Annotated in this window: 20 protein-coding genes; 10 read left to right on the top strand and 10 right to left on the bottom strand. The window is 64.2% G+C overall.

Going from position 1 to position 26,662, the window contains the following annotated elements; translation table 11 throughout:
• Positions 1–53: 53 nt before the first annotated feature.
• The 3 genes from RND78_RS17195 to RND78_RS17185 all read right to left on the bottom strand — a co-directional run bounded on the left by RND78_RS17195 (position 54) and on the right by RND78_RS17185 (position 2,355).
• On the bottom strand, positions 54–959 hold the full coding sequence (locus RND78_RS17195) for a LysR family transcriptional regulator (protein WP_312730564.1): 906 nt from the start codon (positions 957–959) through the stop codon (positions 54–56).
• 72 nt (positions 960–1,031) lie between these two features.
• Complete coding sequence (locus RND78_RS17190; RefSeq protein WP_312730561.1) at positions 1,032–1,502, bottom strand: nuclear transport factor 2 family protein; 471 nt, start codon at positions 1,500–1,502, stop codon at positions 1,032–1,034.
• An 88-nt stretch (positions 1,503–1,590) separates the two neighbouring features.
• A complete protein-coding gene (locus RND78_RS17185; RefSeq protein WP_312730558.1) occupies positions 1,591–2,355 on the bottom strand; it encodes a LuxR family transcriptional regulator in 765 nt (254 codons plus the stop codon).
• 152 nt (positions 2,356–2,507) lie between these two features.
• Here RND78_RS17185 and RND78_RS17180 point away from each other — a divergent pair, with 152 nt between their 5' ends.
• Positions 2,508–3,890, top strand: a complete 1,383-nt coding sequence (locus RND78_RS17180) for an APC family permease (protein ID WP_312730555.1) — start codon at positions 2,508–2,510, stop codon at positions 3,888–3,890.
• A 26-nt stretch (positions 3,891–3,916) separates the two neighbouring features.
• Complete coding sequence (locus RND78_RS17175) at positions 3,917–4,849, top strand: acetamidase/formamidase family protein (protein WP_312730552.1); 933 nt, start codon at positions 3,917–3,919, stop codon at positions 4,847–4,849.
• On the opposite strand, the gene RND78_RS17170 is transcribed toward RND78_RS17175, so the two are convergent.
• On the bottom strand, positions 4,822–5,718 hold the full coding sequence (locus RND78_RS17170) for a DMT family transporter (RefSeq protein WP_312730549.1): 897 nt from the start codon (positions 5,716–5,718) through the stop codon (positions 4,822–4,824). The two genes, RND78_RS17175 and RND78_RS17170, sit on opposite strands and share 28 nt — an antisense overlap.
• A gap of 137 nt (positions 5,719–5,855) precedes the next feature.
• On the opposite strand from RND78_RS17170, the gene RND78_RS17165 reads away from it, so the two are divergent.
• The 5 genes from RND78_RS17165 (at position 5,856) to RND78_RS17145 (ending at position 14,747) form a co-directional block, all read left to right on the top strand.
• On the top strand, positions 5,856–6,767 hold the full coding sequence (locus tag RND78_RS17165; protein ID WP_312730547.1) for a LysR family transcriptional regulator: 912 nt from the start codon (positions 5,856–5,858) through the stop codon (positions 6,765–6,767).
• Positions 6,768–6,816: 49 nt separating this feature from the next.
• On the top strand, positions 6,817–9,105 hold the full coding sequence (locus tag RND78_RS17160; RefSeq protein WP_312730544.1) for a class I SAM-dependent DNA methyltransferase: 2,289 nt from the start codon (positions 6,817–6,819) through the stop codon (positions 9,103–9,105).
• The gene (locus RND78_RS17155) at positions 9,105–10,427 is read left to right on the top strand and encodes a restriction endonuclease subunit S (protein ID WP_312730542.1); all 1,323 of its coding nucleotides are present in this window, start codon (positions 9,105–9,107) and stop codon (positions 10,425–10,427) included. The genes RND78_RS17160 and RND78_RS17155 overlap by 1 nt, the downstream gene beginning before the upstream one ends.
• On the top strand, positions 10,427–11,548 hold the full coding sequence (locus RND78_RS17150; protein WP_312730540.1) for a Fic family protein: 1,122 nt from the start codon (positions 10,427–10,429) through the stop codon (positions 11,546–11,548). Before RND78_RS17155 ends, RND78_RS17150 begins: the two co-directional genes overlap by 1 nt.
• A gap of 151 nt (positions 11,549–11,699) precedes the next feature.
• Positions 11,700–14,747: a type I restriction endonuclease subunit R gene (locus RND78_RS17145; protein ID WP_312730538.1), complete on the top strand. Its 3,048-nt coding sequence runs from the start codon at positions 11,700–11,702 to the stop codon at positions 14,745–14,747.
• A gap of 4 nt (positions 14,748–14,751) precedes the next feature.
• On the opposite strand, the gene modC is transcribed toward RND78_RS17145, so the two are convergent.
• The 4 genes from modC to RND78_RS17125 are packed head-to-tail and all read right to left on the bottom strand — an operon-like array spanning position 14,752 to position 18,099.
• Complete coding sequence (modC, locus tag RND78_RS17140) at positions 14,752–15,828, bottom strand: molybdenum ABC transporter ATP-binding protein (protein ID WP_312730537.1); 1,077 nt, start codon at positions 15,826–15,828, stop codon at positions 14,752–14,754.
• Complete coding sequence (gene modB / locus RND78_RS17135; RefSeq protein ID WP_312730536.1) at positions 15,825–16,502, bottom strand: molybdate ABC transporter permease subunit; 678 nt, start codon at positions 16,500–16,502, stop codon at positions 15,825–15,827. Before modB ends, modC begins: the two co-directional genes overlap by 4 nt.
• A gap of 4 nt (positions 16,503–16,506) precedes the next feature.
• Positions 16,507–17,262: a molybdate ABC transporter substrate-binding protein gene (gene modA / locus RND78_RS17130; protein ID WP_312730534.1), complete on the bottom strand. Its 756-nt coding sequence runs from the start codon at positions 17,260–17,262 to the stop codon at positions 16,507–16,509.
• Positions 17,263–17,286: 24 nt separating this feature from the next.
• On the bottom strand, positions 17,287–18,099 hold the full coding sequence (locus RND78_RS17125) for a TOBE domain-containing protein (RefSeq protein WP_312730532.1): 813 nt from the start codon (positions 18,097–18,099) through the stop codon (positions 17,287–17,289).
• A gap of 98 nt (positions 18,100–18,197) precedes the next feature.
• On the opposite strand from RND78_RS17125, the gene RND78_RS17120 reads away from it, so the two are divergent.
• Positions 18,198–18,626, top strand: coding sequence for a TOBE domain-containing protein (locus RND78_RS17120; protein ID WP_312730531.1), 429 nt, complete (start codon positions 18,198–18,200; stop codon positions 18,624–18,626).
• 109 nt (positions 18,627–18,735) lie between these two features.
• Here the strand turns inward: RND78_RS17120 and ettA are convergent, their stop codons facing one another.
• Entirely contained in the window at positions 18,736–20,400 is a 1,665-nt protein-coding gene (gene ettA / locus RND78_RS17115) for an energy-dependent translational throttle protein EttA (RefSeq protein ID WP_312730529.1), read from the bottom strand.
• Positions 20,401–20,611: 211 nt separating this feature from the next.
• Here ettA and RND78_RS17110 point away from each other — a divergent pair, with 211 nt between their 5' ends.
• Together RND78_RS17110 and glyA are read left to right on the top strand one after the other, a co-directional pair.
• On the top strand, positions 20,612–24,802 hold the full coding sequence (locus tag RND78_RS17110) for an EAL domain-containing protein (protein WP_312730527.1): 4,191 nt from the start codon (positions 20,612–20,614) through the stop codon (positions 24,800–24,802).
• A 123-nt stretch (positions 24,803–24,925) separates the two neighbouring features.
• The gene (glyA, locus tag RND78_RS17105; RefSeq protein WP_312730526.1) at positions 24,926–26,179 is read left to right on the top strand and encodes a serine hydroxymethyltransferase; all 1,254 of its coding nucleotides are present in this window, start codon (positions 24,926–24,928) and stop codon (positions 26,177–26,179) included.
• Positions 26,180–26,309: 130 nt separating this feature from the next.
• Here the strand turns inward: glyA and RND78_RS17100 are convergent.
• On the bottom strand, positions 26,310–26,662 hold a 353-nt coding region (locus tag RND78_RS17100; RefSeq protein WP_312730525.1), incomplete at its 5' end, for a calcium-binding protein.

Raw genomic sequence — 26,662 nt, 5'->3', positions numbered from 1 at the left:
GGGGGGTTAACGTCTTTTGGCAAGTGGTCTTCGCGAATCGCGAAGGCCCGGATTCAGACCGCCAGCAGGTGGTCGTAGAGCAGCCGGCTAACCGGCGACAGGGCCTCGACGTCGCGCACCACCAGCGCCAGGCTGCGCTGTGACCAGTCGTCCTCTAGCGCCGCGGCGACCAGCCCGAGCGGTCGCCCGATGAGTTCGAAGGCCTGCAGCGGCAGCACGCCCAGGCCGAAGCCCGCCTGCACCATGCGGCACACGGCATCGAAGCCGGGTACATGAATGCGCAGGCGCAAGGCCTTGCCGTGGCTGCGCGCGGCCGCCTTGGTGCGCAGGTTGATGAAGCTGTCGGCATGCAGGCCGACGTGGTCGTCGTCCAGGGTCTCGGCGAACGCCAGCCGCGGTCGTGCGGCCAGGCGATGGTCCGGGCGCATCACCACCACCAGGGTGTCCTGCCGGTAGGGCACGGCCAGCAGGCCGCGGGTATCGGTGTCCGAGGAACAGATGCCCAGGTCGGCGGCGCTTTCCAGCACCCCCTTCACCACCCCGGCGCTGGGACGCTCGTCCAGGCTGACCTTGACCTGGGGATGACCGCTGGTGAAGGCCTGCAGGTCCTCGGGGAGGAATTCGATGATGGCGGAGATGTTGGCCATCATCCGCACGTAGCCGCGCACGCCCTGCAGGTGCTCGCCGACGTCGATGCTGATGCGCTCGACGTCGGCGAGGATGCGCTTGGCGTAATGCAGCAGCGTCTCGCCGACCGGGGTGAGGGTCGTGCCCTTGGCGTTGCGCTCGAAGAGTTCGATGTCGAGCGACCGCTCCAGGTCGTGCAGTCGCTTGCTGGCGGCGGACAGGGCGATCATCTCGCGCTCGGCGGCGCGGGTCAGGGAGCCCTCCTCGTGCACCGCCAGCAGCAGCTGCAGCGAGACCAGGTCGAGGCGGCGGAGCAGGTTGCGGTAGTGCATCGTCATCGGGTCCTGGCGGCCAGAGGTCCTTGTACAGGACCCGGCCCGCCTGGGATAGCCGCCCGCCGTCGGTCAGAGACCCAGGTCGCTCAAGCCGGGATGGTCGTCGGGTCGCCGCCCCTGGGGCCAGTGAAACAGCCGCTCGGCTTCGCTGATCGGCAGGTCGTTGATGCTGGCGTGGCGCTCGGCCATCAGGCCCTGGTCATCGAAGTGCCAGTTCTCGTTGCCGTAGGCGCGGTACCACTGGCCGTCTGCGTCCCGCCATTCGTAGGCGAAGCGCACGGCGATGCGCGCCCCGTCATGGGCCCAGAGCTCCTTGATCAGCCGGTATTCGTGCTCGCGCTGCCACTTGCGGGTGAGAAAGGCCTCGATGGCGGCACGGCCCTGGAGGAAATCGCTGCGATTGCGCCAGCGGCTGTCGGCGGTATAGGCCAGGGCCACCTTGGCCGGATCGCGGCCGTTCCAGCCGTCTTCGGCGGCGCGGACCTTCTGCCGGGCGGATTCGAGGGTGAAAGGCGGAACGGGAGGACGGGCAGCGCTCATGGGACACTCCTGGGCAGTTGAGGCTCCAGTGTCGGGCCGCGGCGGGGGTGGCACAAGGTCGAACGGCCCACGGATCCGGCCAAGTCGCTCAGACCTCCACCAGCCGATAGTGCAACCCCCGCACCACCGCCTCGACCCTGTTGCGCGCTCCCAGTTTGCGGGCCGCGGAGTTGAGGTGCAGGTTGACCGTGGCGGTGGATCGGTTCAGCGTCGCGGCGATGCGCTTGGCGGTCAGGCCCTTGGCCGAGTATTGCAGGCATTCGCGCTCGCGCGGCGTCAGGCGGATCTGCCCGCAGCGGCGCTCGGCCGGGGCGAGGAGTTCGTCGGCCCGGGCCTGGAAGGCATGGGCCAATACCAGGAAGGCGCCCAGGCAGGCTTCTCCGGTAGCCTCGGCGTCCTGGGCGTCGGTATCGAGGATGCCGGTGAGGGTGGCGAAGGCGCCGCCGGGCAGGTGCAGCGGCACCGTCACCCCGGTGGCCAGGCCGCTGTCACAGACGTAGCGGGTAACCGGGCGATGGCTATCACCGAGGTACTCGCGCAGGGGGCTGCGGGTTTCGGAGCGAAACGACCAGACGAAGGGCGTGGCACGGCGGCTGGCGCACTGCTGCACGGGATCGATCTGGTAGTAGCCGCGTTCGCACCAGAAGGCCTGCATGTCCGCGGGCGCATTGCGTACCTTGAACACCGAGGGCGTGATGAGCACGCCCTCGTGACTGAGAGGAACCGGCGCGTAATCGTAGATCAGCGCCTTGCAGCCGAAGCCGTCGGCGGTGTCCTGCACGGCGTCCAGGCAGGCGTCGAGGCTGGGCAGCTCGGCGAGACGGCTGCTGACAGTGAGCAGATCGGCATGCATCTTGGAATTCCCCCAGGGGTCGCGATGGGAGAAAGAATGCAAAGCCTCTGCCAGTTGCCCGAAGTTCCTGCAAACCTAGCACTTTTACGGATGGGGCCTGTCTGGCCGCTGGCCTAGAGTCGAGCTCACCCCGCCCCTTCGAGGATGCCCCCATGACTCAGCACGCTCCGTCCGGCGACGCCGCCGACCTCGCCCGCTTCGGCTACACCCAGGAACTCAAGCGCCAGCTCGGGCTGAAGGACCTGCTCATCTACGGCCTGGTGTTCATGGTGCCCATCGCGCCCTTTTCCATCTTCGGCGGAGTGTTCGATGCCAGCCATGGCATGGTGCCCCTCACCTACCTGATCGGCTTCATCGCCATGCTGTTCACCGCGGTCAGCTACCAGCAGATGTCGCGCGCCTTCCCGGTCGCCGGCTCGGTCTACACCTACGTCGGCCGCGGCCTGCATCCGGCATTGGGCTTTCTCGCCGGCTGGGCCATCCTGCTGGACTACCTGCTGGTGCCCACCCTGCTCTATGTCATCGGCGCCAACGCCATGGCCAACGTCATCCCGGCGATTCCCCAACCGCTGTGGATCCTGTTCTTCGTCGGCCTCAACACCCTGGTCAACCTGCGTGGCATCGAGACCACCGCCCGCGCCAACCGCCTGTTCCTCTATGGCCAGCTGGCGGTGCTGCTGGTGTTCGTGGTGCTGGCGTCCCTGGCCATCAGCCGCGGGGTCAATGGCGCCGAGTGGAGTCTGAAGCCACTGTACAACCCCCAGGAATTCTCCCTGCCGCTGATCTTCAGCGCCCTCTCGGTGGCGGTGCTGTCCTTCCTTGGCTTCGACGCCATCTCCACCCTCTCCGAAGAGACCCGGGGCGGTAGCCGCGTGGTGGGTCGCGCCACCTTGCTGGCCCTGACCCTGGTAGCCGCGCTGTTCATGGTACAGACCTGGCTGGCCGCGCTGCTGCAGCCCAATTTGATCCAGTACCCCGACGCCGACGCCTCCAACAACGCCTTCTACGAGATCGGCCGGCTGATCGCCGGGCCCTGGCTGCAGGTAGTGATCGCCCTGGCGGTGGCCATCGGCGCCGCCATCGCCAACGCCCTGGTGGCCCAGGCCGCCACCTCGCGACTGCTGTTCGCCATGGCCCGCGACCGCCAGCTGCCGCAGTTCCTGCGGCACATCCATCCGGTCACCCGCGTGCCGCAACGCGCCATCCTGCTGGTGGCGGTGTTGAGCCTGGTGCTGGGCCTGTTCTTCGTCGGTCAGATCAATCTGCTGGCGTCCATGTGCAACTTCGGTGCACTGACCGCCTTCCTGCTCCTGCATGTGGCAGTGGCCTGGCATCACCGCGGCGCCGGTCGCCCGCTGCTGCACGCCCTGATCCCGCTGGTCGGCTTCGTCATCCTCGCCTATGTGCTGTTCAATGCCGATGTCTACGCCAAGGTCGGAGGCGGTTGCTGGATGGTGCTGGGGCTGGCCGTGCTGGCCTTCCTCAAGCTCAGCGGTCGCAGCACCGAATTCAAGGCCAATGACGTCGTCCACTAGGCATAGACCGTCCGCGGAGGCTCCAGATGATCAAGACCCTGCACAGCCAGCACTGCCATTGCGGCTGGGATCATAGCCTCGCCCCGGCGCTGGAGGTCGCGCCGGGTGACACAGTGAGTTTCGCTTGTCGCGATGCGGCGGACGGCCATTTCCACGCCCACTCTGGCGCCGCCGACATCGCCACCCTGCCCTTCGAACGGGTCAATCCGGTCTGCGGTCCGCTGTGGATCGAGGGCGCCGAGCCGGGCGACGTGCTCAAGGTGACGCTGGACAGCTTCATCCCCAGCGGCTTTGGCTGGACCGCCAACATCCCCGGCTTCGGCCTGCTCGCCGACCAGTTTCCCACCCCGGTGCTGCAACTCTGGCAGTACGACCGTACCGGTCAGACGCCAGCCGCCTTCGGCGATCTGGCGCGGGTCCCGCTCAAGCCCTTCGCCGGCACCCTGGGGGTGGCCCCCGCCGCGTCGGGCCTGCACTCGGTGGTGCCTCCGCGGCGGGTGGGCGGCAACCTGGACATCCGCGACCTGGCCGCCGGCACTACCCTCTACCTGCCGGTGGAAGTGGCCGGAGCGCTGTTTTCCATTGGCGACACCCATGCCGCCCAGGGCGATGGCGAGGTCTGCGGCACCGCCATCGAGACCGCCATGGCGGTCACCGCCACCTTCGAGCTGATCAAGCAGCAGCCGCTGGCCATGCCGCGCTTCAGCACCCCGGGGCCGGTTACCCGGCACCTGGACGGCGCTGGTTACGAGGTCTTCACGGGCGTCGGACCGGACCTGCTGGCCGCGGCGCGCATGGCCGTCAGCGGCGCCATCGACTGGCTCGGACAGACCCGCAACCTGTCGGCGGAGCAGGCCTATCTGCTCTGCTCGGTCTGTGGCGATCTGCGCATCAGCGAGATCGTCGACGTGCCCAACTGGGTGGTCGGCTTCTATTTCCCGCGGATCGTGTTCGAGTAGTCTGGCGCCCGCCGCGGCAACGTCCCCCACAGCGAGGCGATGACGATCAGCAGACCGCCCAACCAGCCCCAGAGGCCCAGGCGTTCGTCCAGCCAGAAGGCGGCGAACAGCGCGCCGAACAGCGGCTCGGCGCCCATCAGCAGGGCGACGCGGGTAGCGCTGGTGCGGCCCAGGGCGTAGTTCTGGGCGAGAAAGGCGCCCAGGGTGCAGAACAGCACTAGGTAGCCGGTGGCCAGCCAGAAGCCCGGTTGCACCGGCAGCGGCGTCAGTCCCGGGCCCAGGGCGAACAGCAGCAGGCAGGCCAGGCCCACCACGCCGGTCTGCACCGCGGTCAGTGCCAGGGCCGGGACCGGCGCGGCGGCGCGTTGCAGCCGGCGCCGCACCACGCAGACGTTCACCGCGCGCAGCAGCGCCGCCAGCAGGATCAAGCCGTCGCCCAGGTTGAAGCTCAGGGTGATCCCCCGGGTGAGCAGACCGGCGCCCACTACTGCCAGGGCCGCCGCGCCAAGCGCCCGGGGTTCGGGCTTCTGGCCCAGCAACCACCATTCGGCGAAGGGCGTCAGGGCCACGCAGAGACTGATGAGAAAGGCAGCGTTGCTGGCGCTGGTCAGGGCCACGCCGAAGGTCTCGGCGAGAAAGATCGCCAGCAGCAGCAGGCCGGTTGGTATTCCTGGTCGCCAGGCCCGCCGGCCCTCGCCCCGCAGCGTGGGCAGCAGCAGCGCCGCGGTGAGGCAGAAGCGCAGCGCCAGGTAGCCCAGTACCGGATAGAGCATCACGGCGTCCTTGACCACGGCGTAGCTGGTGCCCCAGACCAAAGCAGTGGCGAGCAGCAGGCCTTCGGCGAGGCCGAAGGTGGAACGTTGCGCCATGGCGACTTCTCCGCGAACCAGGGCGCCAGTGTGCCTCGCATCGACCCTGACCATAAGCCAAGCAGCCGGTATAACTCTTGTTCCCTCAGAGAAGTAATGCCAGCATCCCCTGGCCCATTACTTCCCTGGAATCAGGCATGGATCTCCTGCGCGCCCTGCCCCTGCTCCCCTGCATGGTCGCCTTCGCCAAGGTGGTGGAGACCGGCAGCTTCACCGCCGCCGCCCGACTGCTGGACGCCACGCCCTCGGCGGTCAGCCGCCAGGTCGCCCGCCTGGAACGAGAGCTGGGGGTGCGGCTGTTGCAACGCACCACCCGCCAGTTGCGCCTCAGCGAAGCCGGGCGCGAGGTGCTCGGCCACTGCCGCCAACTGCTGGCCGCCGCCGGCGCCGCCCTGGACAGCGGCCAGCAACATCGCGAGGAACCCCGCGGCCAGGTGCGCCTGGCGGTGCCCAAGGCAGTCGGCTATCGCTTGATCGCGCCGCTGCTGCCGGACTTCTTCCAGCGCTATCCCGAGGTGGATCTGCAACTGCGCCTGGACGACCGCCCACTGGACCCCATCGCCGACGACCAGGACCTGCTGGTGCGCATCACCGAGCAGCCGCCCGCCGGCTTCGTCGCCCGCCCGCTGCGGCAGATGGATTTCGTGCTCTGCGCCAGTCCGGCCTATCTTCGGCGCCACGGCATGCCCCAGCAGCCCCAGGCGCTGGCCGAGCATGACTGCCTCTACCTGGGCGAAACCCCGGGCGACCAGCGCTGGCAACTGCGCCGCGGCGACCGGGTGGAAAGCGTGACGGTGCGCGGCCGCCTGGCCTGCAACCACAGCGGCGTGCGCCTGGAAGCCGCCCTCGCCGACCTCGGCATCGCCTGCCTGCCGGCCTTCGCCGCCGAAGCCGGTCTGGCCGACGGCAGCCTGCTGAGGGTGCTACCCGACTGGCAATACCTCGGCCCCTACCAGGGCACCGCCTGGCTGCTCTATCCGCCGGATCGCCAGTTGCCGGCGGCGGTCAGGGTGCTGGTGGATTTCCTGCTGGAGCGGCTTAAGGCCTAGCATCGCGTTAAACTAGCGGCTATTGAGTTGCGTCATCAAAGGAACACGAGTGGATCATCAAGAGCTTTACAGAAAACACAGCGATTTCATCTGGGACATCGCCAACCTGCTGCGCGGCCCTTACCGCCCGCCACAATACCGCCGGGTGATGATTCCGCTGACCGTACTGCGCCGCCTGGACTGCGTGTTGGAAGCCAGCAAGGATGAAGTGCTAGCCGAGTATAAAAAATACAAGAGCAACGGCAAATACGATGAAGAAACCATCGAGAACATCATTTGCCGCAAGTTCGAGCTAAATTTCTTTAACACCAGTGAATTCAAATTCAAGACCCTGTTGGCTGATCCGAACAACTTGGCGCGCAACCTCGTCAACTACATGGCAAGCTTCTCCAGCAAAGCGCGCAAGATCCTCGATAAGTTCAACTTCGGCGTCGAAATCGACAAGCTCGAAGAGGCCAATCGGCTTTTCCAGGTCATCCAGGCCGTCGCTTCCATCAATCTGCACCCTAGTCGCGTTCCCAATATGGCAATGGGCTATATCTTCGAAGATCTTGTGCGGCGCTTCAACGAGCAGGCAAACGAGGAAGCCGGGGATCACTTCACCCCTCGCGAAGTAATCAAGCTAATGGTCAACCTGCTGTTCAATGGGCAGGAAGATGTCTACATGCCTGGCAAGGTGATCCGCATCTACGATCCCACTTGCGGCACAGGCGGCATGCTCTCCGAGTCGGAAAAACATATCCTCATGGCAAACCCACGTGCCCACGTCGAGCTCTACGGCCAAGAGTACAACCCCGAGTCCTATGCCATCTGCGGCTCGGATCTGATGATCAAAGGCGAGAATACGAACCATATCGTGTTCGGCGACACTCTAGGCACCGGGCGGAAAAAGGATGGCGTGATCGATGGCGATGGCCACCCAGATGAAACCTTTCACTACATGCTGGCCAACCCACCCTTCGGTGTGGAATGGAAGCCCGAGCAGGACTATGTGACCGAGGAGCACAAACGACTAGGCTTCAACGGCCGCTTTGGGGCGGGCCTGCCGCGCATCAATGACGGCGCCCTGTTATTCCTCCAGCATATGATCAGCAAGCGCGTACCCGGCGTAGCCGAAGGCGGCGAAGCGGGTGCCGGTTCACGCATAGCCGTGGTATTTAACGGCTCGCCGCTGTTTACCGGCGACGCCGGTAGCGGCGAGAGCAATATCCGCCGCTGGATCATCGAGAACGACTGGCTGGAGGCCGTGGTCGGCCTGCCCGATCAACTCTTCTACAACACCGGCATCTCCACCTATATCTGGATCGTGACCAACCGCAAGAGCGAGCGGCGCAAGGGTAAGGTGCAACTGATTAACGCCAGCGAATTTGCCTGGAAGATGAAAAAGAGCCTGGGCGACAAACGCAAGAAGCTCGGCGAAGGCCCAACGGAGAATAGCTCTTACGAGCCCAACCATATCGACCTGCTGGAACGTATCCACGGCGCCTTCCAGCACGAGCGGAGCCTGACGCTGGGCGAAATAGAGACCAATATCGAACCCGACCGCAAGAAAAAGCGCGACCCGAACAAAGGCATCCTGGTTAGCAAGGTGTTCGACAACCGCGACTTTGGCTACCTGAAGATCACCGTCGAGCGCCCCCTGCGTCTGAACTTTGCCGTAACTGACGCACGCATCGAACAGGTCAAGGCCAGCAGCTATTTCGTCAACCTGGCCGTCAGCAAGAAGCGCAAGGACAAGGCCGGTATGGCCGCCGAAATTGCCGCAGGCCAGGCACAGCAAGCCGCCATCCTCGATGTGCTGACTAGCTTGCAGACGCGCCTGGTGGGCACTGAACCAATGCGCAACCGAGAGGCCTTCGCCACGCTGCTCAAAGCCGCCTTCAAGGACAGCGGCACGGGCTGGAGCGCACCGCTGATCAAAGCCCTGCTGGCCAAGTGCGCCCTCGGTGAACAAGACCCGGAGGCGGATATTTGCCGTGACGTGAATGGCAAACCCGAGCCGGATGCCGACCTGCGCGATACCGAGAACGTCGCCTTGCCCGCCGATATCGCCATGCCCCTGCCACTGGATTACGAGAGCAGCGCCAACAAGGGCAAGGTGGACAAGAGCGCGCTGCTCGCGCTGGTGCGCCAGCACTGCCAGGACTATCTGGCCCGCGAAGTGCTGCCCTATCGCCCGGATGCCTGGATCGACTTCGACAAGACCAAGGTGGGTTACGAAATTCCCTTCAATCGTCACTTCTACCAGTACGAAGCCCCACGTCCGCTGGAGGAAATCGAGGCGGAGATCAAGGCACTGGAAAGCGAGATTTTGACCATGCTCAGTGAGGTGGTTTGATGGGGTATCGGGCGTATCCGGAATACAGGGACTCAGGAGTTGAGTGGCTACCAACTATTCCAGAAGGCTGGGAGGTTCGCCGACTGAAATTTATGACGGCCATACAAAATGGTCGCGACTATAAAGAAGTCGAAAACGATGAAGGGTTTCCGGTTATTGGCTCTGGCGGCCAGTTCACATGGGCTTCTGATTTCCTATATGACGGTGAGTCGGTACTCTTTGGAAGAAAGGGCACTATCGACAAACCCTTACATATAATCGGCAGTTTCTGGACAGTGGACACGATGTTTTACAGCATCATCCAGCCAGGTGTTTTTGGACGTTATCTTTATTATTCTTCAACAACCATTCATTACGAGAAACTAGCAACCCAAACAGCAATCCCCAGCATCACTCAGTATGACCTGGGAGATTACTGGCTTTGCCTACCTAGCCTTGACGAGCAAAGAAATATCGCTAACTTTCTTGACCACAAGACAGCGCAGATCGACCGTCTGATCGAAAAAAAACGAGAATTAATCGAAAAACTTCAAGAGCAACGTATCGCGATCATTACACTGACCGTTACCAGAGGGCTCAATACTTATGCATTGGCTGGGACATGCATACAGAAATGGCTTGGAAACATCCCTGATCATTGGAAGCGCAACCAGAAGCTTAACTATCTCTCGACTGATGACCGCAACAGCTTTGTCAACGGCCCCTTTGGTAGTGATCTCTTGACCACCGAATTGGTCGATGAAGGTGTACCTGTCATTTACTCAGGTGATGTAAAGGACACTGGCTTCCAGAGAAAATCCGATAAATACGTAACAGAAGAAAAAGCCAGGCAACTGGATTTTTGTCGCGTTGATGGTGGTGACATTTTGCTCGCAAAGGTCGGCGACCCACCTGGAGATGCCTGTGTCTATCCGCTAGACCAGCCGAGCGGTATCGTCACCCAGGACGTGGTTCGCATCAAAGTCGACAAGCGCACTGCAGATCCCGAGTACCTCTGTTTTTTGCTCAATTCAGAATACGGTCGCCACTTGGTCAGGCTTGTATCTGTCGAAGCGACTCGGGGACGTTTCTCTCTCGCCGATCTGAAATCCATTCGCCATATCCTGCCTCCGTTGGAAGAACAGCAAGAAATCGTTCTTCATATTCAGCAACAGATGAAGCGCTGTAATCGATTGAGTGATTTGGCCATCCAAGAAATCGAAGCGCTGCAGGAATACCGCACCGCTCTGATCACCGCCGCCGTGACCGGCCAGATTGATGTGCGCGACTGGCAAGCGCCGACAGCCGCCGAAGAACCCGAACCAGACAAGGAAGTCGCCTGATGCAAGTCGAACAGCTCCACTCCGGCCACTGGCTGCAGCAGTACCAGTACAAGAGCTTTTCACCGACGCCGATCCAGTGGCTCGACCCGCAACTCAATACCCTGCTGGAACGTGCCTCGCGGGCGTTGGCGGAGCTCAATGCGCTGTCGCTGATGGTGCCGGACGTGGATCTGTTCATCCGCATGCATATCGCCAAGGAGGCCAATACCTCAAGCCGCATCGAAGGCACCCAGACGCAGATGGACGAGGCGTTGATGCGCAAGGAGCAGGTGGCGCCAGAGAAGCGTGACGACTGGCAGGAGGTGCAGAACTATATCGAGGCGATCAACACTGCCGTCGCGGACCTCGAGCAACTTCCGCTGTCCATCCGCCTGCTCAAGCAGACCCATGCGGTGCTGATGCAGGGTGTGCGTGGTGATCACAAGCTGCCGGGGGAGTTTCGCACCTCGCAGAACTGGATCGGCGGCAGCAATCTGAACAATGCCGTATTCGTGCCACCGCACCCGAACGAGGTGGCGGAGCTGATGGGCGATCTGGAAAAGTTCTGGCACAACGAGCAGGTGCAGGTGCCAGATCTGATCCGCATTGCCCTGAGCCACTATCAGTTCGAGACCATCCACCCCTTTCTCGACGGCAACGGGCGCATCGGCCGTTTGCTTATCACCCTGTATCTGGTGGACAAGGGGCTGTTGCATAAGCCGGCGCTGTATCTATCGGACTTCTTCGAGCGTAATCGCGGTGCCTATTACGATGCCCTGACCGTGGTGCGCAGTTCCAATGATCTACTGCACTGGCTACGCTTCTTCCTCACTGCCGTAGTGGAAACCGCCACCAGCAGCAAGAACACCTTCATGGCCATCATGGCTCTGCGCCAGGAGGTGGAGCATCAGATTTTCATGCTTGGCAAGCGGGCGGAAAACGCCAAGCGTCTGCTGCTGCACCTGTACCAGCGGCCCATGCTCAGCATTGGCGAAGCCGCCGAGGTGCTCGGCCTGACCCACCAGAGCGCCACCGCCCTGGTCAGGCAGCTCGAAGGCTTGAATGTCCTGGTGGAAACCACAGGCTACGGGCGTAACCGGCTGTACCTGTTCAAGCGCTATTTCGATCTGTTCATGGCCTGAAGCAGACTGCCTTACACACAGAAAACCATATGTAAGAAAAAGCCATGAAAGCTTACATATAAATCCCTGTATGAAAGGCTGAGCCAGCCTTTCATACATATGGATGTCACTCCATCCGGCAGCGCCCTACCGCTTTACACAAGGAACGACCGTGGCCAAAAAGCACAGCGAAGCGCAGTTTGAAGACGCCATCGAATATTCCCTCTTGCACGAGGGCGGGCTCCGCCAGGGCCATAGCCAGGATTACGACACGGCTCGCGCCCTGGAACCCAAGCAGGTGCTGGACTTCATCCAGCGCACCCAGCCCAAGACCTGGCAAGCCTTGCAAGCCATCCAGGGCGATGACTGCGAAAAGCTGCTGCTCGACAGTCTGTGCAAGGAGCTGGATACCAAGGGCATGCTCAAGGTGCTGCGCCACGGCTTCAAGTGCTACGGCAAGCTGCTGCGTGTGGCCTTCTTCGCCCCGAGCAATAGCCTGAACCCGGATACCCTGGCGCTCTACGCGCAGAACCAGGTATCGGTGACGCGCCAGTTGTACTTCTCCGAGAAGGACAACAAGTCGCTGGATCTGGTGCTGTTCATTAATGGCCTACCCATCGTCACCGCCGAGCTGAAGCACGCCTTGAGCGGGCAGAGCGTCGAGGACGCCAAGCTGCAGTACAAGCACCAGCGCGACCCGCAGGAGAAGCTCTTCGAGTTCAAGAAACGCGCCCTGGTGCATTTCGCCGTGGATCAGGATCTAGCGTTCATGACCACGCGTCTATCCGGTGGCAAGACGGTGTTCTTGCCGTTCAATCTGGGTTGCCCTATCACAGCGACGGAAACCGGTGCCGGCAACCCACCGGCAGCCGACGGTGGTTACCGCACCAGCTACCTGTGGCGCGAGGTGTGGCAGCGCGACAGCCTGCTGGAGATCATCGGGCAGTTCATGCACCTGCAGGAGGACGAGAAGCGCATCCTCGTCGATGGCGCGATCAAGAAGATCCGCAAGGAAAGCATGATCTTCCCGCGCTATCACCAGCTCGACGCAGTGCGCAAACTGCTCAGCCACAGCCGAGCGCATGGCAGTGGGCATAACTACCTAATCGAGCACTCAGCGGGCTCGGGCAAGTCCAACTCCATCGCTTGGCTGGCGCATCGCTTGTCCAGCCTGCATGACGCGCAGGATGACAAGGTGTTCGACTCGGTGGTGGTCATCACCGACCGTCGCGTGCTGGATCAGCAACTACAGGACACCATCTACCAGTTCGAGCACAAGCAGGGGGTGGTCAAGAAGATCGACGAGGACACCAAGCAGTTGGTACAAGCTCTAGCCAACGGCACGCCCATCATCATCACTACTCTGCAGAAATTTCCCTTCGTCAGTGAAACCCTGGAAAAGCTCAATCAACAGGGCAACCCTAACGTCTTGGCGATTAGCACCGAGGGCAAGCGCTATGCAGTGATCGTCGACGAGGCGCACAGCTCGCAGTCCGGCGAAACAGCGATGGACATGAAGTACGTGCTCAACCAGCACGGCATCGAGGAGGCCGCCGCGCAGTACCAAGTGGAGAACCCCGACGAGGAAAGCGACGGTATCCTGCGGGAAATGCTCAAAAGAGGGCGTCAGAGCAACATAAGCTTCTATGCCTTCACCGCCACACCCAAATACAAGACCAAGCACGTCTTCGACGAGCCGGGGCCAACGGGCAAGGCACCTTTTCACAAATACGGTATGCGTCAGGCTATCGAGGAGCGTTTCATCCTTGATGTGCTGGCGCACTACACCACCTACCAGACCTACTACAAGCTGACCCAATCCGCCGCCAACGACCCTCAGGTGCAGCGCAAGAAAGCAGCGCTGGCGCTGGCGCGCTTCGTGACATTGAGCTCGCACAACATCAATCAGAAAACCGAAGTGATGGTTGAGCATTTCCGCGCTCATGTGCGGCACAAGATCGGCCAGCGTGCCAAGGCCATGGTAGTGACCGAGTCGCGCCTGCACGCGGTGCGCTACAAGCTAGCGTTCGACGCCTACATCGCCAAGAAGGGCTATACCGACGTGAAGTCGCTGGTGGCCTTTTCCGGCAGCGTGGAAGACCCCAAGCTTCCCGATCAGAGTTTTACCGAGGTTGGCATGAACGGCGGCATTTCCGAACGCGAGCTACCGGAAACCTTCGCCGGCGAGGAGTATCGCGTCCTGCTGGTGGCAGAAAAATACCAGACCGGTTTCGATCAACCGCTGCTGCACACCATGTACGTGGACAAGAAGCTCTCAGGCATTCAGGCCGTGCAGACCCTCTCACGGCTTAACCGCATGGCACCTGGCAAGGAAGATACCTTCGTACTCGATTTTCGCAACCGGCCCGAAGAGATCTTCAAGGCTTTCAAGCCTTATTACGGTGAAACACCTTACGAGGGGATGACCGATCCGCAACATCTCTATCGTCTGCAACACCAGATAGAAGAGCTGCAAATAATCTATTCCGACGAGGTGAATGCTTACTGCAACTTGTATTTCACCGGCAAACGCAAGGAGAGTGTTCACGATCAGGCTAAGATGAACGGCCTGCTCGACCTGGCGGTGGAGCGATTCAAGCAGCTAGAGGAAGAGGAGCAGCTCGAATGCAAGGGGCTGCTGGTAAGCTTCCGCAACCTGTACGGTTTCCTCTCGCAAGTGATGCCCTATCAGGACTCGGAGCTTGAGCGCCTCTACACCTATCTACGCTTCCTCCTGACCAAACTGCCGCGCGATGCCAGCGGCCCCGGCTATCAGGTGGACGATGAGGTCAGCCTGGAGTATTACCGCCTGCAGAAGATCAGCGAAGGCAGCATCGACCTAGCACAAGGTGAAGCGAAGGCATTGAAAGGCCCAAGCGACGTGGGCACAGGTCAGCCCGGAGACGAGGAAGTGCCGCTGTCCGAATTGGTCAAAGCACTTAACGAGCGCTTCGGCACCAACTTCACCGAGGCTGACCAACTTTTCTTCGATCAGATCGAGGCAGAAGCCGTTGCCAACGAGGAATTGGAGAAGGCGGTCAATGCCAACTCGTTGGAAGACTTCGGCTATGTGTTCCGCAAGGCGTTCGAGGGTTTAGTGATCGACCGTATGGAGGGCAACGAAGATATTTTTAGTCGACTAATGTCGGACGGCGATTTCCGGGATGTTGCGGCAGACCACCTCTTACACAAAGTCTACCGTACGCTAAGACGCAAGTAGTCTACTACGCCAGCACCGCCACCGACTTGAGCTGCGCCCACACCCGACTTCCCGGCTGCAACGCCAGGCGCTCCAGCGAATAGCGGGTGATCCGTGCCAGCAGCGCCTTATCGCCCAGGTCCAGGCGCAAGAGCACCTGGGCCGGCGAGCGGGTCGGGGCGATCTCGGCGACGGTGACCGGCAGCACATTGAGAATGCTGCTGTGCTGGCGTTCCAGACTCAGGCTCACGTCCCGCGCCAGCACCTTGATGCGCAGCGGCTGGCCGGGCGGCAGCGGCGCATGGGCCAGCAGCACGCGCTGCTCGCCGGCCAGGCCCAGGCTGAGCAGGCCGTAGTCCGGATCATGGCCCAGTACCCGTCCCTCCAGCACCACCCCGGCGTCCTCGGCCAGGGCGATGGGCAGGTCCAGGCGCGCCAGTACCTCGGTGGTCGGCCCACTGGCCAGCACCCGACCTCGCTCCAGCAGCACCAGGTGATCGGCCAGCCGCGCCACCTCGTCGGGGGCATGGCTGACATAGAGGATCGGCAGCGCCAGCTCGCGGGTCAGGCGTTCCAGATAGGGCAGGATCTCCGCCTTGCGCTCGGCGTCCAGGGCCGCCAGGGGTTCGTCCATCAGCAGCAGCCGCGGACTGGTCAGCAGCGCCCGGGCGATGCCGACCCGCTGGCGCTCGCCACCGGAAAGGCGCGCCGGCATCCGGGTGAGCAGCCCTTCGATGCCCAGCAACTCGACGATCTGCTCCAGCTCCAGTCGACGTTCGACGGGCTCTACCCGCCGCCAACCGAACAGCAGGTTGCGGCGCACGTCCAGGTGCTCGAACAGGTTGGCGTCCTGGAAGACGTAGCCCAGGGCGCGTTTGTGCGGCGGCAAGAACAGCCCGCGCTCGCTGTCCTGCCAGGTCTCCCCCGCCACCACCAACCGGCCGCGGGCAGTGGGTTCGAGGCCGGCCACGCATCTCAGGCAGCTGGTCTTGCCCGAGCCCGAGGGGCCGAACAACGCGGTGACGCCCTTGCCGGGCAAGGCCAGGTCCACGTCCAGCACGAAGCCGGCATGGCGCAGTTCGAAACGTGCCGCGAGACTCATGTCCAGGCCGACCGCCCGCGGCGCCCGTAGAGCAGCAGCAGGACCACGAAGGAGAAGGCCAGCATGCCCCCGGCCAGGAGGTGCGCCTGGGCATACTCCATGGCTTCCACGTGATTGAAGATCTGGGTGGAGACCACCTGGGTCCGCCCGGGGATATTGCCACCGATCATCAGCACCACGCCGAATTCGCCCACGGTGTGGGCGAAGCCGAGGATGGCGGCGGTGATGAAACCCGGACGCGCCAGCGGCAGCACCACATGGAAGAAGGTGTCCAGCGGACTGGCCCTGAGGGTGGCCGCCGCCTCCAGGGGGCGCGGGCCGATGGCCTCGAAGGCGTTCTGCAGCGGCTGCACCACGAAGGGCAGCGAATAGCACAGCGAACCCACCACCAGCCCGGCGAAGGTGAAGGGCAGCCGCCCCAACCCGAGGGCGGAGGTCGCCTGCCCCACCCAACCCTCCGGCCCCATGGCCAACAGCAGGTAGAAACCGATCACCGTGGGCGGCAGCACCAGGGGCAAGGCCACCAAGGCGCCGATGGGCCCCTTGAGCCAGGAACGGGTGCGCGCCAGCCACCAGGCGATGGGCGTGCCCAGTACCAGGAGCAGCAGGGTGGTCACGCTGGCCAGTTCCAGGGTCAGGCGAATCGCCGCCCAGTCCGCCGCGGTCAGGCTCATGGCGTCACTGCCGGTAGCCGTAGGCCTTGAGCACCGCGGCCGCCTGGGGGCCCTTGAGATAGGCCAGCAGCGCCTTGGCCGCCGCCTGATCCTTACCCGGCTCCAGCAGCACGGCGTCCTGGCGGATGGGTTCATAGAGTTCGGCCGGCACGATCCAGGCCGAGCCTTCCTTGACCTTGCCATCCTGGTAGATCTGCGACAGGGCGACGAAGCCCAGCTCGGCATTGCCGGTGGCGACGAACTGGTAGGTCTGGGTGATGTTCTGGCCTTCCACCAGCTTGGTCTTGACCGCTTCGGTCAGGCCCAGCTTGTCCAGCACCTGGGTAGCCGCCAGGCCATAGGGGGCCGTCTTGGGATTGGCGACGGCCAGGTGCGCGAAACCATTCTGCTTGAGCACCGCGCCCTTCCCATCCACATAGCCAGCCTTGGGCGACCAGAGCGCCAGGGTGCCGATGGCATAGGTGAAGCGCGACCCCTTGACCGCCGCACCCTCGCCTTCCAGCTTGACCGGGGTACTGTCGTCGGCGGAGAGGAAGACTTCGAAGGGTGCGCCGTTCCTGATCTGGGCATAGAGCTGGCCGGTGGCGCCGCTGGAGATGACCAGGTGATGGCCGGTGTCCTGGGCGAATCGTTCGGCGATGGCCTTGAGCGGCGCGCTGAAGTTGGCGGCCACGGCCACCTGGACCTCGTCGGCGAGGACGGAGGTGGCCAGGGTACTGGCGACCAGGCCACAGAGCAGGGACAAACGGAGGGACGTCATGCGGAGATTCTCTCAGGGTGGGATTCAGGACGCGCTCATCAGCAAGACACTGGCGGCGCTGAAACAGGCGCAGGCGGCCAACCCGGGGACGAGCCCCAGCTGGCGACTGCTAGCGGCGGTCAGGGTGGCGGTGATCCGGCGGCCCGCTGGTAGCTCCAGGACCACCTCATGGTTGACTGGCCCTTCGTGGACCCGCTCGACCGCGCCCCATAATTGGTTCTGCGCCGACAGCCGCAGGCCTGGTTCGGTGCCGATCAGCACCGCGGAGGCCTTGACCAGCGCCACCACGGCCCGCCCCGGCGCCAGACGTAGCTGCTCGGCGCTTTCGCGGGTGACCAGGGCGGTGAGTTCGGTGGCGTCGTCCAGGCGCAGGGTCACGGCACTTTCCACGTCGCTGTGTGCGAGGGCGGCGACCTCGCCGGAAAATTGGTTGCGAGCACTGCTGCGCCAGTTGAGGTTGAGCAGCAACTGGCGAAAATCCGCCACCTCGGTGCGGCTGGCCTCGTCGAGTCCGGCCGCCACCTGGTTCAGGGTGGTCTGGTAGTGCTGTTCCAGGGCGCGATAGAAGGCCACCACGCGCTGGCCATAGTCGGTCAACCGGGTGCCGCCACCGCCGCTGCCGCCCGCGCTGCGCGCCACCAGGGGCTGCGCGGAAAGGTTGTTGATCTGGTCCACCGCATCCCAGGCCGCCTTGTAGGACAGCGGCACCCGCTTGGCCGCCTGGCTGATGGAGCCGGTGGCGGCGATGGCCTCCAGCAGGCGGATACGGGTCTGGGTCAGCTCGGCGCCGACGCTGCTTTCCAGCGACAGATGGGCGATGAAGGGCGAGGCGCTCATGGCGGACACCCCCGGCGCTCGGGTTGTATGACTACAACGCTCCGACCTAGAGTGGCGCCCCTTGCCTCTTCCATCCCAACGTTCAGGAGCGAAATCCCATGAAGGTCAGTGCCCGCAATGTATTCCAGGGAACCGTCAGCCAGGTGCGCGAAGGCGCGGTTAATGCGGAGGTGACCCTGGCGCTGCCAGGCGGTACCGAGCTGGTGGCGGTGGTTACCCTGGACAGCGTCACCAGCCTGGGCCTGGCGCCGGGCCAGCCGGCCGTGGCCCTGGTCAAGGCGCCCTGGGTGATGGTGATGACCGCCGATAGCGGCCTGCGCCTGTCGGCGCGCAATTGCCTGGCCGGCACGGTCGAGAGCGTCAGCGATGGCGCGGTCAATGCCGAGGTCTGCATCGCCCTGCCCGGCGGCAGCCGCGTGGTGGCCATGGTCACCCGCGACGCGGTGCAAGAGCTGCAGCTGGCTCCGGGCGTCGCCGCCACGGCGGTATTCAAGGCGTCTCATGTGATCCTCGGCGTGCCGGCCTGATCGTGAAACCAAGCGGAACGGGTCCGTTTCGAGCGTTATAGCATGAGGTATATAGCGAAAGACAAAAAGAAACGCCGGCAGGTTTCCCTGCCGGCGTTTCTGCTGACGTTTAAGCCAGCTTCTTGTACTTGACCCGCTTGGGCTGGGCCGCGGCCTCGCCCAGGCGCTTCTTGCGATCGGCTTCGTACTCGGTGTAGTTGCCTTCGAAGAACACCACGTTCGAGTCATCCTCGTAGGAGAGGATGTGGGTGGCGATGCGGTCGAGGAACCAGCGATCGTGGGAGATCACGATGGCCGCGCCGGGGAAGTCCAGCAGGGCATCTTCCAGGGCGCGCAGGGTTTCCACGTCCAGGTCGTTGGACGGTTCGTCCAGCAGCAACACGTTGCCGCCCTGCTTGAGGGTCAGCGCCAGGTGCAGGCGACCGCGCTCACCGCCGGAGAGGTCCTTGACGAACTTCTGCTGGTCGGCGCCCTTGAAGTTGAAGCGACCGACGTAGCTGCGCGAAGGCACCTCGTAGTTACCGATCTTGATGATGTCCGAGCCATCGGACACCTGCTCCCAGACGGTCTTGGTGTCGGACAGGTTCTCGCGGCTCTGGTCGACGCTGGCCAGCTGCACGGTATCGCCGATCTCGATGCTGCCCGAATCCGGCTGCTCCTTGCCCATGATCATGCGGAACAGGGTCGACTTGCCCGCGCCGTTGCCACCGATGACGCCGACGATGGCGCCCTTGGGCACGCTGAAGCTCAGGTCGTCGATCAGCAGGCGATCGCCATAGCCCTTGCTGACGTTCTTGAACTCGATGACCTTGTCGCCCAGGCGCTGGCCGGCAGGGATGTAGATCTCGTTGGTCTCGCTGCGCTTCTGGAATTCCTGGGACTGCATTTCCTCGAAGCGCTGCAGGCGGGCCTTGGACTTGGACTGGCGGGCCTTGGCGCCGGAGCGCACCCATTCCAGTTCGGCCTTCATGGCCTTGGCGTGGGCGGCTTCCTGCTTGGCTTCCTGGGTCAGGCGCGCGGCCTTGGATTCCAGCCAGCCGGAGTAGTTGCCCTCGAAGGGGATGCCCTGGCCGCGGTCCAGTTCCAGGATCCAGCCGGCGACGTTGTCGAGGAAATAGCGGTCGTGAGTGATGGCCACCACGGTGCCGGGGAAGTCGTGCAGGAAGTGCTCCAGCCAGGCCACCGAGTCGGCGTCCAGGTGGTTGGTGGGTTCGTCCAGCAGCAGCATGTCGGGAGCCGACAGCAGCAGGCGGCACAGTGCCACGCGGCGCTTCTCGCCACCGGAGAGCACGCCGACCTTGGCGTCCCAGGCCGGCAGGCGCAGGGCGTCGGCGGCGACTTCCAGCTGGCGCTCCAGGTTGTGGCCGTCGGCGGCCTGGAGGATGGCCTCCAGCTTGGCCTGCTCGGCGGCCAGGGCGTCGAAGTCGGCATCCGGTTCGGCGTAGGCGGCATAGACCTCGTCCAGGCGCGCCTGGGCCTGCTTGATCTGACCAACGGCTTCCTCGACCACCTCACGAACCGTCTGCTCGGGATCAAGTTTCGGCTCCTGTGGCAGATAACCCACATTGATACCAGGCATCGGTCGCGCTTCACCTTCGATCTCGGTATCGACGCCGGCCATGATGCGCAGCAGCGTGGACTTGCCCGCACCGTTCAGACCCAGCACACCGATCTTGGCGCCGGGGAAGAACGACAGGGAGATGTTCTTGAGGATTTCACGCTTGGGCGGCACGACCTTGCCGACCCGATGCATGGTGTAGACGTATTGAGCCATGGTTGGACCTTGGGACCGGAATGAAAAAACAGGGGACACAGTATGGCGGCAGCGGACAACGCTGTCGAAACCCCGGGCGACGAAAGCACCCGGGTGAAGCCGCGGAAAAAGCAGGCAGGTGCACTGCCTGGCACATTATCATAGGCCACCCCTGCCCCGCGGAACCGGGCGCAGCCGAATGGCCCACGCTCCCGCAGGAAAGCAGTCTGCCGTGAACAGCCCGTCCTCCACCTTGCCGGAAGAGCCGATCGCTCCCTCGCCGCGCCGTCTGACCCGCGGCTTGTTGGTCCTGTCGCTGGTGGTGATGCTGGCGATGATGTTCTGGCAGGCCCTCGCCGGCATGGCCGAGCGCGAGACCATGCGCCGTGACCAGTTGGAAAGCATGACGCGGCAACTGGCCAATACCCTCGAATTCGGCCTGGCGCTCAAGGCCCAGGCGGTGCGCAGTACCCTGCGCTGGTCCCTCGATCCCACGCTGCCCCTGCCCCCCAATCGCCTGCTGAGCCTCAAGGACTTCTTCCCCGGCCTGCGCGAGGTGCGCTGGCTGCCGGCCAACCCCACCCTGCGCGCCGGGCGCCTCGCCGACGCGGCGGATGCCGCCTTCGTGCAGCAACTGATCGACCGCGCCGGCCGGGCGGACTTCCACTACGACTATGACCCCTCGGCCGCCGCCCCCCTTTACCTACTGCTGGCCGGCGACCCGGACCTGCAACAGGGCTGGTGGGTGCTGACCAGCGCACCGCTGGACGAGCCCCTCTGGCGGCAGACACGCCTGCTGGAAGGCCTGATCTGGCGTCTGGAAGATCGCACCCGGGGCACGCCGGTGTTTTCCACCGAGCCGTCGACGACCGCGCTACCCAATGACCCGGTTCGCCAGGACCTAGCCTACACCGACTGGCAGGTGGTCGCCGCCTATTCCGCCGCGAGCGGATCCGGCCTGCGGCTGCCGGACTCCTTCGGCCGCCTGGCCCTGTTCACCCTCTTCGGTCTGGTGACCGGCGTACTGCTGCACCTGCTGCTGCGCGAAGAACAGGGCCTGCGGGCGCTGACCCAGGCTTCGCGGCGCAGCCTGCGGCTGGCCGGCACGGCACTGAACGGCATCGAGGAATTCGTCTGCATGACCCAGGCCGATGGACGCCTGGTCTATGTCAATGCCACCGCCGGACGCGTGCTCGGCGTCTCCCCCAGCGACGCCTCCCAGTACTACCTGGCCAGCCTGCTGCCACAGCTGGTCGCCCCGGCACACGCCGAAGCCGGCGGCCAGCCGCTGGTCACCCTCTGGGTGGACGAGCAGCCCCGGCGCTTCGCCATCAGTTGCCATGCCCTGGCCGACAGCCAGCCGAGCGCCCGGGTGCTGCGCGATCGCACCCAGGTGCAGGACGGCTTCGTCTGGGTGCTGCGCGACGTCACCGAGCAGCAGCGCAACCTGGAAACCATCCAGACCACCCGGCAGCGCTACGAGAGCATCTTCAACGGCGTCCATACCGGCATCTGCGTGGTCGACCTGAGCGAACTCCACCTGGCCCTGCAGACGCTGGGCATCGACACGCCGGAGCAGCTCGCCACCCTCTTCGCCACCCAGCCCGACGCGCTGGAATTTCTCGGCCAACGGGTTCGCATCACCGAGATCAACCAGCGAGCGCTGGAGATGCTCGGCATCGACCAGCTGGACCAGGCCTGGGACCGCTTGGTGGGCGACTCCCGTGTGCAACCCGGTGGCAAGCGCTACCGGCTGCTGGCAGGTCTGCTCTCCGGCCAGCAGGTGCTGGAGCTGGAAACCCGCATCGACAGCGCCGCGGGCGAGCGCTATCTGTGGCTGACCATGCACCTGCCGGCCGATCCCCAGCACCTCGATGCCACCCTGCTCAGTCTCAACGACATCACCCAGCGCAAGCTCGGCGAATTGCGCCTGCTGGAGCGTGACGCCTTCTGGTCCAACCTGATCAGCGCCACGCCCGACACCCTATATACCTACGACGTGGCCAGTGGCGAGCTGACCTACGAGAGCCATCCACTGGCGCTCAAGCTCGGCTATTCGCCCGAAGCCTTCACCAGCCTCGGGCGCGAGCGGCTGCACCCGGACGACGCCGAGCTGCACGCCCGGGTGGTGAGCATGCGGCCGACGCTGTCCGACCAGCCGAGCAACAGCCTGCTGCGTTGGCAGCATCGCAACGGCGGCTGGCGCTGGTTCGACGTCCGCGAGCAGCGCCTCGCCAGCCGCCCGGACGGCACTGCGGCCAGCGTGGTCGGCCTGGCCCTGGACGTCACCGACATGGTGCGCGCCAGCGACCGCCTGCGCGACAGCGAGAACCGCTACCGCCAACTGGCCGAGAGCATCAGCGATGTCATCTTCACCACCGATGCCCAGCTGGTCCTCAGCTACATCAGCCCCTCGGTGGAGGAGCTGCTGGGCTATCCCATCGCCGACCTGCAGCAGCGGCGCCTGACCGACCTGGTGGTCCATACCCGCCAGCTGCAGGAATTCCGCCGTACCCTGCAACACCTGATGCGCAGCCTCGACGACCCGCGCGCGCTGTCCGTGCTGCGCCAGGAACGCTTCGCCCCCCAGGTGCTCGATTGCCTGCACGCCGCCGGCCACACCCTGCAGATCGAGCTGCGCCTCAAGCCGCTGTGGGACGAGCACGAACGCTTCGCCGGCCTGCTCGGCGTCTGCCGCGACATCTCCGCCCAGCGCCGCACGGACAAGGACATGCGGATGGCAGCGACGGTGTTCGACCACTCCGCCGGCGCCATCCTGGTCACCGACCCGGCCGGCTACATCGTCCGCGTCAACCGTACCTTCACCCGCATCACCGGCTTCACCCCCGAGCAGGTACTCGACCAGCAGCCGATGATGCTCTGTGCCGACAAACAGGAAGCCAACCAGCTGCAGCACGTGATGCAGCAACTGCGTACCGAGGAAAGCTGGGAAGGCGAACTCTGGCAGCGCCGCCACGACAACGAGCCCTATCCCTCCTGGGTCGGCATCACCGCCATCCGTGACGACGACGGCGACCTGATGAGCTACGTCTGCTTCTTCGTCGACATCAGCGAGCGCAAGGCCAGCGAGCGGCGCATCCACCGCCTCGCCTACTACGATGCCCTGACCCTGCTGCCCAACCGTACCCTGTTCCAGGATCGCCTGCACAACGCCCTGCAGCAGAGCCGCCACAACGGCAGCTGGGTGGTGCTGATGTTCCTCGACCTCGACCGCTTCAAGCCGATCAACGACTCCCTCGGCCACGCCGCCGGCGACCGCCTGCTCAAGGAAGTGGCCGTGCGCCTGACCGCCTGCGTCGGCACCGAGGACAGCGTGGCGCGCATGGGCGGCGACGAATTCACCCTGCTGCTGTCCGGCCTGGAAAGCCGCGAAACCGCCCTCGCCCAGGCGATCCGCGTCGGTGAGCAGATCCTCGCCCAGCTGTCCGACGCCTTCATCCTCGAGGGCCGCGAATTCTTCGTCTCTGCCAGCATCGGCATCGCCCTCTCGCCCCAGGACGGCCACGAGCTCAGCCAGCTGATGAAGAACGCCGACACGGCCATGTACCACGCCAAGGAGATGGGCAAGAACAACTTCCAGTTCTACCAAGCCGAGATGAACGCCCGCGCCCTGGAGCGCCTGGAACTGGAGGCCGACCTGCGCCACGCCCTGCTGCAGGGTGAATTCCGCCTGCACTACCAGCCGCAATACCGTTGCGACAACGGCCGCCTGACCGGCGTCGAGGCCCTGCTGCGCTGGGAGCACCCGGTGCGCGGCCACGTCTCCCCGGCCGAATTCATCCCGGTGCTGGAAGAGATCGGCCTGGTGGTCCAGGTGGGCGACTGGGTGATCCGCGAGGCCTGCCGGCAGATGCGCGAATGGCACGCGGCCAAGGTGCGCATCCCCAAGGTCTCGGTCAATCTCTCCGCCCGCCAGTTCAACGACGGCCAGCTCGGCCAGCGCATCGCCCAGATCCTCGCCGAAACCGGCCTGGCCCCGGCCTGCCTGGAGCTGGAGCTGACCGAGAGCATCCTGATGCGTGACGTCGGCGAGGCCCTGATGCTGCTGGGCGAACTCAAGAACCTGGGCCTGTGCATCGCGGTGGACGACTTCGGCACCGGCTACTCGTCGCTCAACTACCTCAAGCAGTTCCCCATCGATATCCTCAAGATCGACCGCAGCTTCGTCGACGGCCTGCCCCATGGCGAGCAGGATGCCCAGATCGCCCGGGCCATCATCGCCATGGCCCACAGCCTCAACCTCTCGGTGATCGCCGAAGGGGTGGAGGAGCAGGCGCAGCTCGACTTCCTCTGCGCCCATGGCTGTGACGAGGTCCAGGGCTTCCTGTTCGACCGCCCGCTGCCCCCGGAGCAACTGCGCAAACGCCTCGAGCGCCAGGGGCTGTTCCCGGTCCTCACATGAGACCTGTGGCGCCGGTGCATGACCGGCGCTCATACCTCAGGCTTACTTCGATGGGGTAGAATGGCGGCTTTCACGAGCCCGGACCGGGCTCGCTCTTGCCATGCCTCAGGGGACCCTGCCGCCATGTTCAGCCGTGAAACCACCCTCGCCCGCTTCGACGCCGACCTTCATGCCGCCATGCAGCAGGAAGCCCAGCGCCAGGAAGATCACATCGAGCTGATCGCCTCGGAAAACTATACCAGTCCGGCGGTCATGGAGGCCCAGGGTTCGGTGCTGACCAACAAGTACGCCGAAGGCTATCCGCATAAGCGCTACTACGGTGGCTGCGAATACGTCGACGTCGTCGAGCAACTGGCCATCGACCGCGCCAAGCAGCTGTTCGGTGCCGACTACGCCAACGTCCAGCCGCACTCCGGTTCCCAGGCCAACTCTGCCGTGTACCTGGCGCTGATCGAAGCCGGCGACACCATCCTCGGCATGAGCCTGGCTCACGGCGGCCACCTGACCCACGGCGCCACCGTCTCCTCCTCCGGCAAGCTGTACAACGCCGTGCAGTACGGCATCGACGAGCAGGGCCTGATCGACTACGCCGAGGTCGAGCGCCTGGCCCAGGAGCACAAGCCCAAGGTCATCGTCGCCGGCTACTCCGCTTACTCCCAGGTGCTGGACTTCGCCCGCTTCCGCGCCATCGCCGATGCCGTGGGTGCCTACCTGTTCGTCGACATGGCCCACTTCGCCGGCCTGGTCGCCGCGGGCGTCTACCCCAACCCGGTGCCCTTCGCCGACGTGGTCACCAGCACCACCCACAAGACCCTGCGCGGCCCGCGTGGCGGCCTGATCCTGGCCAAGGCCAACGAAGCCATCGAGAAGAAACTCAATTCGGCGGTCTTCCCCGGTGCCCAGGGTGGCCCGCTGATGCACGTCATCGCCGGCAAGGCGGTGTGCTTCAAGGAAGCCCTGCAACCCGAGTTCAAGACCTACCAGCAGCAGGTGATCAAGAACGCCCAGGCCATGGCCGGCGTCTTCCTCGAGCGTGGCTTCGACGTCGTCTCCGGCGGCACCGACAACCACCTGTTCCTGCTCAGCCTGATCAAGCAGGAAATCACCGGCAAGGATGCGGACGCCGCCCTGGGCCGCGCCTTCATCACCGTGAACAAGAACTCGGTGCCGAACGACCCGCGCTCGCCCTTCGTCACCTCCGGCCTGCGCATCGGCACCCCGGCCGTCACCACCCGCGGCTTCCAGGAAGCCGAGTGCCGCGAACTGGCCGGCTGGATCTGCGACATCCTCGGCAACCTGGGCGATGAGTCGGTGATCGACGCCGTGCGCGAGAAGGTCAAGGCCGTCTGCGCCCGCCTGCCGGTGTACGGCAAGTAAGCCGCACGCCTTCCCCCTCTCCCCCTGGGAGAGGGCCGGGGTGAGGGAAACCCCCGAAACAACGAACCCCGACCAATCGGCCGGGGCTCGTTGCATTTCAAGGAGAGCGCTCTCCCAAGCGCCCTTCACATCACTGCCAATTTGCCGCGATCACCGGCGACAGCTGCTCTTTGTAGTTATCCGGCAGCTCAAACTGCCCTGCTGCTGGCGGCGAAAACGCCGCCATGGCATCCACAAGGCTTTGCACCTGGCTGTCGAGCAACGTCTTGCCATCGGCCGCCTTGAACTGCTCCACCCGATAGGCCGAACCGGAGTACCAGTTCTGGATGGTTACCGAATCGGCAGTACCGATGACGCTGACCTCCAGATTGGAATCGGAGCGGCGGAACCAGAGTTGGTCGGGGGTGATCGCCTGGTCAAAACTCAGGGTATCAATTACCCCACCGTAGCTATCCGTCTCAAGGATGGTGTCCTTGCCATCAC

Source organism: Pseudomonas oryzihabitans, assembly GCF_032027545.1.
Taxonomy (GTDB): Bacteria; Pseudomonadota; Gammaproteobacteria; order Pseudomonadales; family Pseudomonadaceae; genus Chryseomonas; species Chryseomonas oryzihabitans_F.
Note: the sequence above shows the minus strand (reverse complement) of the source record. Positions and strands in the feature narration are given on the sequence as shown.